At 63.9% G+C, this 13,110-nt stretch carries 11 protein-coding genes; 8 read left to right on the top strand and 3 right to left on the bottom strand.

Going from position 1 to position 13,110, the window contains the following annotated elements:
- The first annotated feature begins 135 nt into the window (after positions 1-135).
- The 8 genes from K1X80_RS11640 (at position 136) to K1X80_RS11675 (ending at position 10,036) form a co-directional block, all read left to right on the top strand.
- A complete protein-coding gene (locus K1X80_RS11640; RefSeq protein WP_159439762.1) occupies positions 136-2,241 on the top strand; it encodes a TonB-dependent siderophore receptor in 2,106 nt (701 codons plus the stop codon).
- A gap of 4 nt (positions 2,242-2,245) precedes the next feature.
- A complete protein-coding gene (locus tag K1X80_RS11645; RefSeq protein WP_076965183.1) occupies positions 2,246-3,592 on the top strand; it encodes an alanine racemase in 1,347 nt (448 codons plus the stop codon).
- Between the two features lie 29 nt (positions 3,593-3,621).
- Positions 3,622-4,626: a hypothetical protein gene (locus K1X80_RS11650; protein WP_198792323.1), complete on the top strand. Its 1,005-nt coding sequence runs from the start codon at positions 3,622-3,624 to the stop codon at positions 4,624-4,626.
- A complete protein-coding gene (locus K1X80_RS11655; RefSeq protein WP_120732556.1) occupies positions 4,614-6,005 on the top strand; it encodes an MATE family efflux transporter in 1,392 nt (463 codons plus the stop codon). Before K1X80_RS11650 ends, K1X80_RS11655 begins: the two co-directional genes overlap by 13 nt.
- 14 nt (positions 6,006-6,019) lie before the next feature.
- Entirely contained in the window at positions 6,020-7,141 is a 1,122-nt protein-coding gene (hisC, locus tag K1X80_RS11660) for a histidinol-phosphate transaminase (protein WP_220172903.1), read from the top strand.
- 37 nt (positions 7,142-7,178) lie between these two features.
- A complete protein-coding gene (locus K1X80_RS11665; RefSeq protein ID WP_057439042.1) occupies positions 7,179-8,189 on the top strand; it encodes a PLP-dependent cysteine synthase family protein in 1,011 nt (336 codons plus the stop codon).
- Positions 8,190-8,248: 59 nt separating this feature from the next.
- Complete coding sequence (locus K1X80_RS11670; RefSeq protein WP_057439041.1) at positions 8,249-8,755, top strand: GNAT family N-acetyltransferase; 507 nt, start codon at positions 8,249-8,251, stop codon at positions 8,753-8,755.
- A gap of 213 nt (positions 8,756-8,968) precedes the next feature.
- Entirely contained in the window at positions 8,969-10,036 is a 1,068-nt protein-coding gene (locus tag K1X80_RS11675; protein ID WP_057439040.1) for an NAD(P)-dependent alcohol dehydrogenase, read from the top strand.
- A 932-nt stretch (positions 10,037-10,968) separates the two neighbouring features.
- Here K1X80_RS11675 and K1X80_RS11680 read toward each other — a convergent pair.
- Genes K1X80_RS11680 through K1X80_RS11690 form a run of 3 tightly spaced genes read right to left on the bottom strand, consistent with a single transcriptional unit; the run spans position 10,969 to position 13,062 of the window.
- A complete protein-coding gene (locus K1X80_RS11680) occupies positions 10,969-11,238 on the bottom strand; it encodes a DUF3325 domain-containing protein (RefSeq protein ID WP_057438728.1) in 270 nt (89 codons plus the stop codon).
- Between the two features lies 1 nt (position 11,239).
- A complete protein-coding gene (locus K1X80_RS11685) occupies positions 11,240-12,778 on the bottom strand; it encodes a PepSY domain-containing protein (protein WP_216312634.1) in 1,539 nt (512 codons plus the stop codon).
- On the bottom strand, positions 12,775-13,062 hold the full coding sequence (locus K1X80_RS11690) for a DUF3649 domain-containing protein (protein WP_076964990.1): 288 nt from the start codon (positions 13,060-13,062) through the stop codon (positions 12,775-12,777). The genes K1X80_RS11685 and K1X80_RS11690 overlap by 4 nt, the downstream gene beginning before the upstream one ends.
- Positions 13,063-13,110: the final 48 nt, after the last annotated feature.

Below are 13,110 nucleotides of genomic sequence, written 5' to 3' on the forward strand. Positions count from 1 at the left end.
TTGTATCTCTTGATAACGATTCTCAGGCGTTGTCGCGCTTGAGATCGCCCCGCTTATTTTCGGCTCAAGGGATTGCAGATGAACCAGTTGCACGGGATAGCTCCGCGGTTTCCCACATTTTTGGCGGTGGGCTTGGTGTCGTCGCTCACCGGCCTACCTGCTGCTGCAGCGCAAGATCGCGAAGAATCGGTCACCGAGCTTGAAGCCATACGAGTCAGCGCGCCGCTGAACAAGGCCCTGGAAGTAAATGCCGGTGGCTTCGGCGCCAAGGACGCCATGGAAATCCCCCTGGCCATCCAGAGTTATTCCAACAAGACCATCGCCGACAGCTCCGCGCGCACCGCCGTGGATGTGCTGAGCCTCGACCCCTCGGTGCTCAGTTCGTCGGGCGGCAGCGGCTTTGACAACTTCCGCCTGCGCGGCTTTGCCATGGACAACTTCAACACCATCCGCCGCGATGGCCTGACCCTGGCCCCGCACCACGACGTACCCCTGGAAAACGTCGAGCGCATCGACGTGCTCAAGGGCCCATCGGGTTTCCTCTACGGTTTCAACTCGCCGGGCGGCACCATCAACTACATCCTCAAGCGCCCGACCCTGGAGCCGCTGCTCAATGTCAGCGTGCAAGGCTCGTCGTTGCTCGGCCGCTACGTGGCGATTGATACCAGCGATTCATTCAACGACGGCGCCTTTGGTTATCGCCTGAATGCCGGCTACGAGAAAAACGGCGACTTCGACCACGCCCGCGACATGGAACGCAAGTTTATCGGCCTGGCCACCGACTTCCGTCTGAGCGACCGCGCCCTGTTGCAGTTGAACGCCGACTGGTCGCGCAAGTCCACGGTCGCCGACCCATTGCTGCGTGCCGACCAGAGCGGCCGCGCCAACCCTCTGGACCCGTCCAGCTACGTGCTGCCACCCAAGGTCAATCGCCGCGATCTATTGACCGGCTCCTGGTTCCGTCACCAGACCGAAGGCGCCAACCTCGACGCCAAGTTCGAATACGAGCTGGATGACAACTGGACCTCCGTGACCCAGGGCAACTACTCGCGGGTCGAGCGCCACGGCGGCTATAACGACCTGTTCGGGATCAAGCCCAACGGCGATATCGGCTCGGCCGACTTTTACGTGTCCCGTGGTGAAGTGTTCAGCACCTGGTCGCTGCAGTCGTACCTGGCCGGCAAGTTCGCCACCGGCAACATCTATCACGACGTGTTCTTCGGCACCGGCTACAAGCAGTTCAAGGACGTCAGCCCGTTCTGGGATTTGGTCGACAGTGGCACTCCAGGCATCGGCATTGGCGATGTCTCGGTGGGTAATATCCGTCACCCGGTCAACCCGCCCAAGTGGCACTTCGGCTCGGAACAGCCCACGGACTTTGTGTCCTCCATCAAGGAAACCTCGGTTTTCGCCAGCGACCTGATTTCCCTCACCGAACAGTTCCAGGTGATGGTGGGCGGGCGTTACATCTGGTACCGCGCGGATAAACTCTCAGCCACCGCACCTTCGCAGAGCCACGACGTGTTCGTGCCCAGCGCTGCGCTGATCTACCGGCCCTGGGACAGCGTGATGACTTACGTCAGCTACTCCAAAGGCTTTGAAAAAGGCGACTACGCCCCCCAACACGCGACCAACGCCAACCAGCCCACCGACGCCATCGAGTCCCAGCAATACGAGGTGGGCCTGAAGCTGGACCTTAACGATCGCCTGAACCTGGGCCTGGCGGTATTCGATATCCGGCGCAAGGCCAGTTACCTGAACACCAGCAATACCTATGTGAGCAACGGCGAATACCACCACCGTGGCGCCGAGCTGACCCTGTCCGATCGCGTCACCGACGCCCTGACCCTCACCGCCAACGCCGCCTACCTGACCACGCGCATGGAAGATGTGGATGACGTCACCGTGGACGGCAAGCGCACTGAGAACGTGCCCAAGTGGAAAGGCGCGGTCGGTGCCCTGTACACCGTGGCCGCTGTGCCTGGCCTATCGTTGGACAGCACCCTCAGCTATGTCGGCAGCCGCCCGGTGGATGCGCAGAACAGCGGCTACATCCCAAGCTACACCTTGCTCGACGCCGGTATCAGCTACCGCTCGAAACTGGCGGACACCCCGGTGACCTACCGCCTGCACGGCAAGAACCTGACCAACAAGTACTACTACGCCAGCGCCTATTACCTGGGCGGGCTGGATGTGGGGCGCGAGCGCGAAGTGTTCCTGTCGGCCAAGTTCGAGTTCTAGAACCATGACGTATTCCAGTTCATTGCCCGGCCTGCGCCACCTGTGGGTCGAGCGCCTGCTTGAGCGGCACGCGGGCACGTTGACCGAGTTGGTCGATGGCCTCGGCTCGCCGCTGCATCTGGTGTGCCCACAGGTTTTTCACGCCAATGTCGAAGCCTTCCAGCACAGCTTTACCCAGGCCCAGGTGCGCGGCAGCGTGTTGTTTGCGAAAAAGGCCAACAAGGCCAACTGTTTTATCCAGGCCTGCGCGCAGTGTGCGATTGGCGTGGATGTGGCCAGCGTCGGTGAGTTGCAAAAGGCCTTGGCGGGTGGGGTGGCTGGCACTGATATCGGCGTGTCCGGGCCACGTAAGAGCGATCAGCTGCTTGGGCTGGGCCTGAGTCATCAATGCCTGCTGGCGGTGGACTCGTTGGAGGAGCTGCTGCGTATCCAGCAATTGGCGCTATCCCTGCGCCAACGTGCGCGTCTGTTGTTGCGCTATTGCCCCAGCAGCCAGGCCCATAGTCGTTTCGGCCTCAACCCACGGGAGTGCGACCAGGCCCTGGTGTTCTGCCGCCAGCACGCGGCGAATCTGGACTTGCAAGGCTTCTCGTTTCATCTGGGCGGCTACGACACCGCCCAGCGTGCACACGTCGCCAGCCACTTGGTCGACCTGTGCCGGGCCAGCGAGCTGGACAACTGCCGCACGGTCAACCTGGGCGGTGGCTTTGCCGTGCGCTATGTCGACCCGGAGCAGTGGCAGGCCTTTCTGGCCGAGGACTGCGCCGAGCGCTATCACAACGACAAGGGCTTCGCCGGCTTCTATCCCTACGGCGCGCTGCGCGCGGGGGCCGAGGCCCTTGACGATATCCTCGCCACGCCCGTCAGCCCCGGCCTGAGCCTGGCGCAAAAGGTCATCGAGCACGGCGTGCGGCTGATTATCGAACCCGGCCGCGCCTTGCTCGACCAGGCCGGTATCAGCGTGTTCCGCGTGCAGGGCGTCAAGGACCGCACGGCCAGTGATGGTTATGCCCAGGTCACTGTGCAGGGCAGCAGCTTCAACCTCTCCGAACAGTGGTTCAACAGCGAATTTCTACCCGACCCGCTGCTGTTGCCGGCCTCGCCACGGCCGCGGTCGCCGTTTGTCGCGTGTATTGGCGGGGCCACCTGCCTGGAGTCGGACATGCTGACCTGGCGCAAAGTCGCCTTTGATTACCCGATCCAGGCGGGTGACTTACTTATCTACCTCAATACCGCCGGCTATCAGATGGACTCCAACGAGTCGCCTTTTCACGAAGCGCCCTTGCCACACAAAGTGGTGCTGGAGCTGCGTAACCCACACCTGCGCTGGAAGCTGGACAGCCTGGCTTAATCGTAAAGCCACTCAACAAGGAGCCTCGAGTGAACAGTTTGAATAAACCCGCTGCCCCCGCCGACCTATGGGTGCTGCCCCAGGCGGCGCTCGAAGACCTGGGGGTGAGCTACCGTGAAGTGCTGCAGGTAGTCGAGCAGGCGTACAAGGCCTTGCGCAACGGCGACTCGCAGAACCCGCTCAAGACCATTGTCGAACCGATGGACCGCCATTCCATCAGCTACTCGATGGTTGGCCGGGATGGCGCCAGCCACACCGTGGGCTTCAAGGTGGTGTACGAGCATGACCCGCAGCGCACCCGCGATGCCTATCAATTCCACTCGTTTATCTTTCTGTGTGATGACCGCACCGGCCGCCCGATTGCCTTGATGGACGTGGTCAAGCTCGGCCCGTTGCGCACCTCGGCCACCTCGGCGTTGATGGCCAGGGCCGCCTGCCCGAATGCCCGCAGTGCCCTGGTCGTCGGTACCGGCGTGCAGGGGCAGGTGGCGTTGCCCATGTTGCTCGCGGCCATGCCGGACCTGGAACGTTTGTATGTCTACGGGCACTACGCTGAAGGCCTGCGCGCGGTGCAAGACACCCTGCACAAACACTACCCGCTGCGCGATGTGGTGGTGGTCGATGACCTGCCGGCGGCGGCTGGCGAGGCCGATATCATCCTTGGCGTCGCCGGGCTTTCGGCGCGCCAGCAAGTGCAGCGTGCCTGGCTCAAGCCCGGCGCCGTGGCGGTGCTGGTGGGCTATGGGATTGATGCCGACGTGTTGCATGGCGCCGACTACCGCATTGCTACCGACACCGCGCAGATGCAAGTCACCAGCGCCGACCTGGCGGCCGCCGACGGCAGCCTGCCCGCGGTGGACGCCGAGCTGCCGGACATCCTCCTGGGCCTGGCACCCGCACGCCGCCATCCCGACGATGTGGTGTTCGCCTACAACAGCGGCATGGTGGTGACCGACGTCGCCCTCGGGCGCCTGATGGCCGACCGCGCCCTGACGCAGAACCGTGGGCAGAGGGTCCAACTATGGTCGGCCTGACTGCCGCACAACCCGGCGCCTGGCGCGCCGACAGCCGGGCTCTGCTGTTGCTGGCGCTGCCCCTGATCCTCACCAACCTGGCCTACGTGGCCCTGACCACCATCGACATCGTGGTGCTCGGCATGCTGGGTGCCAAGGAGCTGGCAGCCGGTGGCCTGGCCATCGCGCTGTTCAACCAGTTGCGCACCACCGGCACCGGGCTGGTCACCGGCGTCAGCAACCTGGTGGCCCAGGCCAATGCCCGGGGCGATGACGCCCAGGTGCGGGCGTTGCTGGTGGCGGGGCTGTTCTGGGCGACCGTCAGCGGCCTGGTGTTTATGGCAGTGTTGCTGGGGTTGCGCCAGCCGCTGACCTGGCTGGGCCAGGATGCCAGCGTGGTGGCCAATGCCATGGACTTCCTGCTGATCATTGCTCCCGGCCTGCTGCCTTGCCTGTGGTTCCAGGCGCTGCGCCACTTCACCGTGGGCCTGAAATTCCCCGGGCCGTTGCTGGCGATCACCCTGGTGTCGATCTTCCTCACGGCGGCGCTCAACTACGTGCTGGTGTTCGGCAAGTTCGGCGTCCCGGCCTACGGGCTGGCGGGGGTGGCGATCACCAGCGCCGTGGTGTTCCTGCTGTCGTTCCTGATGTTCTTCGCGGTGGTACTGACCCATCGGCGCCTGGCCGGTTACTTCAAACTGGCGCACTTGCGCTTTTCGCCGGCGGCGATCAAGGCCGTGTGGAAGCTCGGGCTGCCGATTGCCGGGACCTATGCCAGCGAGGCCGGGTTCTTCAGCGTACTGACCCTGCTGATCGGCACCCTGGGTATGGAGGCGCTGGCGGCGCAGACCGTGCTTAACCAGATCATCTACATCGTGTTCATGTTCTCTGCGGGCATCTCCCATGCCGCCTCGATCCATATCAGCGAGGCCTGCGGCACCGGGCAGTATCAGCGCGCGCGGCAACTGGGACGCCTGGGCCTGGGCCTTGGGGTGCTGGTCATGTTGCTGTTTGCCATTCCTTACGCGTTGCTACCCGAACAGGTCATCGGCCTGTTTATCAGCACCGAGCACGCCAACAACCTGGATGCGGTGCGCCTGGCCACCACCGGTTTGTTGATTGCCATCGTCCTGCAGGTGTTCGACGCCAGCCAGAACATCGGCAACGGCATCCTGCGCGGCATCGGCGATACGGCGGGACCGCTGCGCATTTCCCTGTTCGGCTACTGGCTGGTGGGGCTGCCCGCTGCCTGGCTGCTGGGCATCGTCAGTCCTTACGGGATCTTCGGCGTGTGGGCCGGATTGGCGATAGGCCTGGCGGCTACCGCGTTGCTGCTGATTGTCTCGTTTGAACGGCAACTCAAGGCGCTGGACCGCGCGGGCGCCGTCGCACTGTCATAACAAGGAGGTGTTCCATGCATCAAGACGACCCTGCACACCGCGTCGAGGCGTTGGTGCGCCCCAGCGTGCGACGTTTGCCCCTGTACGACCCGGGCGCCGATCCACATCAGCTCGGTACGCCGACGGTGATCAAGCTGTCCAACTGCGAAAACCCGCTGGGCATGTCGCCGGCTGCTGCGGCGATGCTGGCGCATCATGGCGGGGCAGGGCTGGAACGCTACCCCGACCCCAGTGGCCGGGCCCTGCGGCACCTGATCGGCGGCCAGTTGGATGTGGACCCGGCGCGGGTCATCCTCGGCAACGGCTCGGAAAATATCCTCGAACTGTTGTGCCTGGCGCTGCTCGATCCCGAGGACCGGGTGGTGACCCAGCAGCCCTGTTTCAGCCTGCATGAAAGCCTGCCATTGATGATGGGCGCGACGGTGGACAAGGTGCCGCTCAACCCGGATTTCAGCGTTAACCTGCAGGCCTGGGCCACGGCCCTCGAGCAACCGGCGAAGCTGTTGATGCTGAGCACCCCCTGCAATCCGGTGGGCACGGCGCTGTCCAGCGCTGAACTGACGGCGCTGGTCGCCGCCGCTCACCCCGACACCTTGTTGGTGATCGACGAGGCGTATTTCGAATTCGTCGAGGACGCGGCCGACGCCCTGGCGATCCTCGACGCGCAATCGCGGCCTTGGATCATCCTGCGCACGTTCTCCAAGGCGTATGGGTTGGCGGGGCTGCGGATCGGCTATGGCATCGCTTCGCACCGCAGCCTGATTGATGCGCTGCACCGGGTGCGCACGCCGTACAACGTCAATCAACCGGCCCAGGAGGCCGCCAAGGCCGCCTGGCTGGACCCGCAACACGTGATTCGCAGCCGCGAATTCGTCGCCATCGAGCGCCAACGCCTGACCCAGGGGTTGCAGGCCGCGGGTTTTCGCGTGGCGCCGTCCCAGGCCAATTTCCTGTTTATCGACACCGCTTGCAACGCCCTGGAGGTGGTCGACGAATTGCTCAAGGACGGGATCATCGTCAAGGCCTGGCGCGAGCCGGGATACACCAGTTTTATCCGCGTGTCCCTGGGCCTGGCCCAGCAAAACCAGGCGTTTCTCGCCAGCCTGCAACGCGCCGTCGCGACCCTGGGCGGGTAAGCGCCGCGCCGGTTTTTCATACTGCCCAGAGGTTGTCATGATCAAGACTTGCCTGTCCGAACTGATCGGCGATACACCGCTGCTCAAATTGTGCGTCACTGAAAACGGCAGCTGCGTGCTGCTCAAGCTGGAACAATTCAACCCCACCGGCACCGCCAAGATCCGCATGGCCCGGCAGATGCTCGACGAGGCGCAGGCCTCGGGGCAGCTCAAGCCGGGTGGGCGGATTGTCGAATCGACCTCGGGCAACACCGGATTGGGCCTGGCGCTGCTGGCCGCCGAGCGCGGCTACCGCTTCACTGCCGTGGTCGACGAACACGCGAGCCCCGACAAACTGCGGGCGATGCAGGCCTTTGGTGCGCAGTTGGTGCGGGTCGGCGACCCCGGTGGAGGGCTGTCCACCGCCGACCGCGATGCTACCGCCGAGCGTATTGCCACGGAGCAGGGCGCCTACTGGACCCGCCAGCACCACAACCCGGCCAATGCCAATGGCTACACGCAGCTGGCAGCGGAATTGCGCGCAGTGCTGGGCGATGAAATCCACTACCTGGTGGGCGCCGTGGGCACCGGCGGCTCGTTGTGCGGCACTGCGCGTGCCTTGAAACGCCATGCCCATGGCCTGCAGGTGATCGGCGTCGAACCCTGCGGCTCGGTGATCTTTGGCGGCCCCGGTGCGCCGTATCATCAGTCCGGAACCGGCACCCCGGAGGGCGCAGAAATCGGCGCCGTGGTCGACTACGCGTTGATCGACAAAGGCCTGACTGTCAGCGACGCCCAGGCCTTCGAAACCGCGCGCTACCTGGCGCGGCATTACGGTCTGCTGCTCGGCGGCTCGGCCGGCGGGGTGATCTACCAGGCCCTGCGCGAGGCCTGGCATGCCCCGGCCCACAGCGTGATCGTGGCACTGGTGTGCGATGGCGGCGAAAAATACCTCGACACGGTGTTCAACGACCAATGGATGGCGGATCGGCAACTGCTGGCGCCCCAGGTTCATCGTGAGCTTGAGCAATGGTTGAGCGCGCTGCCCCAGGTCAAACAGCAAGCCTAGCGGCTTGCCTGGGGCGCCGGCCTTCGCTACTGTGGCGCCCCGCCTGCGTGAGCCCCGCCATGAGTGACACCACTGTCGAACTGATCCAGACCGGCCCTGAACAGGCCGAACTGATCTGCAACCTCTACCAGTTTTATGCCTATGAATCCTCCGATTGGGAGCAGGAAGACGTCGAGCAGGACGGCCGTTTCTATATCCACGAGGAACACCTGGCGCGCTACTGGCAAGAGCCGCAATGGAGCGCCAATCTGCTGCTGGTGGACGGTTACATCGCCGGTTTCCTGCTGATCGAGCGCAGCGAGCTGCCGGGGATCAATGCCCTGGAACTGGCTGACCTGTTTATCTTGAAACGCTATCGGCGCAAGGGCATAGGCCGCGCCCTGGCCACCCAGGTGTTGACCAGCGGCGAGACGGACTGGCTGGTGCGGTTCTATGACCAGGACGAGGCGTCCCAGGCGTTCTGGCGCAGCGTATTGGACAACCTGCCGCGCCCGGTGCAGGCCATCGAGCTGGATGATGAGCCGCAGTTGCTGAGCTTTTTGGTGACCCGGGCGGTTGTTCACTGACGCAGTCCGTGCGGACTCGTGTGGGAGCGGGCTTGCCCGCGATAGCGGTGTATCAGTGGATGTGTTCGGTACTGACCCACCGCTATCGCGGGCAAGCCCGCTCCCACAGAGGGTATGTGTTTGTTTGAATTACCGCTGATTTACGTGGGTTGAACGGTTGGGCGGCTATGCTGGTCAACTGACCTTCAATGTCGACGCAAAGAGGTGACCGCAATGGCCAAGACTTACAGCTACGCCGCCCGTGACGCCAAGGACGCCCTCAAACCCTTTACCTTCGAGCGCCGCGCCCCCGGGGCCGACGATGTTCAAATCGACATCCTCTACTGCGGAGTGTGCCACTCCGACCTGCACACGGCGCGCAATGAGTGGAACAACACCCTCTACCCATCGGTGCCGGGCCATGAAATCGTCGGCCGGGTGACGGCGGTGGGGGCCAATGTCAGCCGCTTCAAGGTCGGTGACCTGGCCGGCGTCGGCTGCATGGTCGACAGCTGCCAGCACTGCGCATCCTGCGCCGAGGGCGAGGAGCAGTACTGCGAGAACGGCTTTACCGGCACTTACAACGGCCCGGTGTTTGGCGGTGAAAACACCTTTGGCGGCTATTCCGACAATATCGTGGTCAAGGAGAAGTTCGTCCTGCGCATTTCCCACGATGAGGCGCAATTGGCGGCCGTGGCGCCGCTGCTGTGTGCCGGGATCACCACCTACTCGCCGCTGCACCATTGGAAGGTCGGCCCTGGACAGAAGGTCGGCGTGGTCGGCCTCGGCGGCCTGGGCCATATGGCGGTGAAAATCGCCCATGCCATGGGCGCCCATGTGGTGTTGTTCACCACCTCGCCGAACAAACGCGAAGACGGCCTGCGCCTGGGGGCTGACGAGGTGGTGGTGTCGAAGAACCCGGACGAAATGGCCAAGGTCGCCAATAGCCTGGATTTCATCCTCAACACCGTGGCCGCGCCCCATGACCTGGACGCGTTCCTCAACCTGCTCAAGCGCGACGGCACCATGACCCTGGTGGGCGCGCCAGACAGCCCGCACCCGTCGCCTTCGGTGTTCAACCTGATCTTCAAACGCCGCAGCCTGGCGGGGTCATTGATTGGTGGCATCCAGGAGACCCAGGACATGCTGGACTTCTGCGCCCGGCACGGGATCGTCTCGGAGATCGAGATGATTGATATCCAGGGCATCAACGAATCCTACGAGCGCATGCTCAAGGGCGATGTGAAGTACCGTTTTGTGATCGACATGGACAGCCTCAAGCGCGAGATCCAGGCGGCCTGACCTTAATCTGGCGGTGGGCGCTGGGTTGTTTGTGATGGTCATGAGTCTTTACGCAGCGCTCTTTTTGGGTTGTTGGGGTTGTGTACATATCCGTTGTTGCGGTTATGGCGGCTATTGGTTCCGCCCTTACGGCGGGTCACTTTCGAAGAGCGCGAAAGTAAGCAAAGCGCTCTTGCCCCACCACTCGGCACCTCGCCTAGGCTCGGTGTGCCCGTCATCCGACATTGATTTGGGGGCCGCCGCGATGGGCCATCCATGGCCCAGCGCGGCTAACCCGGCGTCCTGCCGGGTTACCCCCCAAATCAAAATCGGATGACGGCCAGCGTGGTTTAACGGGGCGCCTCAGATCAAAAGCAAAGCGAGGCGGCCTGACAGCCGACCTGATCGTCGAAGCGTGCGCATATACCTGTGGGAGCTGGCTTGCCTGCGATGGCGGTGCATCAGCCAATACATTTATCGACTGATACACCGCCATCGCAGGCAAGCCAGCTCCCACAGGGAATGCAGCTTCGCGCTCTGGCTCTGCTGTTGCTCTGCTTTTGATCTGAGGCGCCCCGTTAAACCACGCTGGCCGCAGGCAGGTATTGCGCAGTGGGCACCCCGGCATGGATGCCGGGGTAGCCGCGACACGGCCATGGATGGCCGATCGCGGCGGGCCCACGGAGCAATGCCTGACTGCGGGCATGCCGAGCCTAGGCGAGGCACCGAGTGGTGGGGCAAGAGCGTTTTGCTTACTTTGGCGCTTCTCCAAAGTGAGCCGCCGTAAGGGCGGAACCCTAAGTGGCCGTAACCGCAGCAACGGATATGTACAAAACCCCAGAAAAGAGTTGTGTAGATACCTATGCTGCGATGGCGGTGTATCAGTCGCCGCATGTATCGGATAACCCGGCGCAATCGCCGGTAAACCAGCCCCTACAAGGTTTTTTGGCCCATCAGCGGGTGGTGTAGGGCAACAGAAACACCACGCCAAGCCCAGCCAGCGAAATCAAGCCGAACCACGCCACCGGCCCCATGGCCCAGCCCCACCCCAGTACGCTGACGGCAAAACTCGCCGCCAGCATCCCCCAGCCCAGCACTCGCAGGCCACGTCGTAGCACCGGCGAGGGCAGGCGCTGCATAAGTTGTTTGTAATGGCGCTCCAAGCCCAGGCATAACCCCGCCATCCCTGCGCAGGCCAGCAACAACGCGACTATCAACGCCATCTCAATTGACCTCTGCCACAGCGTGCTTGGCCACGCGCCGGGTGCTGCGTTCCTTGGGCGCCTGGTACAGCTTCCAGCACGGCCAGGCCAGCAGCAGGCCGAGGGCGACGCTGGTCAATTCCAGGTAGACGTAATCACCCAGGCTTTCCCCCAGCAGATTCAGGGCCGGCAGGCCGATACACAGCACTGCCGCCAGGCCCAGTTGCTCGCGCCAGGCACTGCGCCAGGGGCGGACAATCGCATGGCCCAGGCTCAACAGCCACACCAGGAAAAACACCCGCACTTCCCAGCCACCGCGCTGGGCCAGTTCCACTGGGAGCAAGCGGTTGGCCCACAACAAGGCCACGCACGCCACCGTCAGCCCGGCCACCACCGCCACATTCAGGCGTTCGGCGATGTGGTAGAGCAGGGCGCCTAGAGCGCCTTCGCCATCGTGGCGCCGGCGGCGTTTGACGGTAAACAGCACCACGCCGGTTGCCAGCATTGCGCAACTGGCCAGGCCGCAGACAAAGTACAACCAGCGCATGGAGTAGCCGCCGAACTGCGCAAAGTGCAGGCCGGCCATGACCTTCTGGGTCAACAGGCTGGGCCGACTGACCGCAGGCTGGCGCAGGACGGCACCGCTGACCCCGTCAAACAGCATGCTCTGGCCCTTGGTCAGCTCGATGCGGTTGCCCAGTACCGGCCGTACCTCGATGCGTGCGTCGCTGCGGCCGGGGTTGTGGATCGACAAGCTGGACACCGGCCCCATGGCCCGCTCGGCCTCGGCCAGCAGCGGTTCCAGTGCCGTCAGCTCGGCCGCTTCGCTGTGTTTGGGGCGTTCGCCGCGCACTTGTTGTTCGGCGGGCGCGCCACGCAGGGCGCGGAAGAGGTTGTCGCGGTCGCCGTCAAACAGCGCGTCCACCGCCGCCGGCATGTAGATCAAATAGAAGATCACCAGCCCGGTATAGGTGATCATCAGGTGAAAGGGCAGCACCAGCACCGCTGTCGCGTTGTGCGCGTCCAGCCATGAGCGCTGGCCCTTGGCGGGGCGGAAGGTGAAGAACTCCTTGAAGAATTTCTTATGGATCACGATCCCGCTGACCAACGCGACCAGCATCGCCATGGCGGCCAGGCCGACCGTCCAGATCCCCAGGTCGCGCGGCAGGTTGAGGGTGAAGTGGAAGCGGAAGAAAAACCCGCCCCCGGCAGTTTCGCGCACGGCCAGGGGCTCGCCGGTGTGTGGGTCGAGTGCGGTGCCGCCGCCACGTCGTTGTTCGCCGGCCGATACCGTCAGGGTGTCGGAGCGTTCGCCGGGCAGGCCGATGTTCCAGGTCTTCGCCTCGGGGTGCTGGCGCGCCAGGTAGTCGAGGGCCTGCTGCGCGGCGGCGCTTTGCGACAGGGGCGCGGTGGGGATTTCCGGGCGCATCCAGCCGTCGATTTCCTTGTCGAACACCGCCAGGGTGCCGGTCAGGAAGATTGCAAACAGCAGCCAGCCGAACACCAGCCCGCTCCAGGTATGCAGCCAGGCCATGGCCTGGGTCAGGGTCTTGTGTTTCATCCCAGCACCTCGCGCCAGTGTGGCCAGAAACCGACGGCAGCCAGGGGCAGCGCCAGGGCCATCCCGGCCCACGCACGCCAGGCGTTGCGACAGGCAAAGGCCCAGAGGATCGCCAGGGTGTAGATCAAGAAGGACGGCAGGCTGGCGACCACCAGGGCATCCACCTTGTCCATGGGCAACAGGCGCGCCAGGGCGGCGGTAAACGCATAGGTAAACAGGTAACCGCCGATCAGCGCGGCGACCATCCGCGAGAGGGTCGGCCAGGCAGGGGATTTGCTTTTCATGGAGGGCTCATCAGCATCAGACTAGGCAACACCATTGCCCTGGGGGGC

This window comes from Pseudomonas sp. So3.2b (genome assembly GCF_019464415.1).
GTDB lineage: Bacteria > Pseudomonadota > Gammaproteobacteria > Pseudomonadales > Pseudomonadaceae > Aquipseudomonas > Aquipseudomonas shahriarae.

Bases quoted from the DNA above. Each gene is read 5' to 3' on its own strand.
- K1X80_RS11655 (WP_120732556.1), top strand. From the start codon at position 4,614: ATGGTCGGCCTGACTGCCGCACAACCCGGCGCCTGGCGCGCCGACAGC.
- hisC (WP_220172903.1), top strand. From the start codon at position 6,020: ATGCATCAAGACGACCCTGCACACCGCGTCGAGGCGTTGGTGCGCCCC.
- K1X80_RS11685 (WP_216312634.1), bottom strand. From the start codon at position 12,778: ATGAAACACAAGACCCTGACCCAGGCCATGGCCTGGCTGCATACCTGG.
- K1X80_RS11645 (WP_076965183.1), top strand. From the start codon at position 2,246: ATGACGTATTCCAGTTCATTGCCCGGCCTGCGCCACCTGTGGGTCGAG.
- K1X80_RS11675 (WP_057439040.1), top strand. From the start codon at position 8,969: ATGGCCAAGACTTACAGCTACGCCGCCCGTGACGCCAAGGACGCCCTC.
- K1X80_RS11680 (WP_057438728.1), bottom strand. From the start codon at position 11,238: ATGGCGTTGATAGTCGCGTTGTTGCTGGCCTGCGCAGGGATGGCGGGG.
- K1X80_RS11665 (WP_057439042.1), top strand. From the start codon at position 7,179: ATGATCAAGACTTGCCTGTCCGAACTGATCGGCGATACACCGCTGCTC.
- K1X80_RS11670 (WP_057439041.1), top strand. From the start codon at position 8,249: ATGAGTGACACCACTGTCGAACTGATCCAGACCGGCCCTGAACAGGCC.
- K1X80_RS11690 (WP_076964990.1), bottom strand. From the start codon at position 13,062: ATGAAAAGCAAATCCCCTGCCTGGCCGACCCTCTCGCGGATGGTCGCC.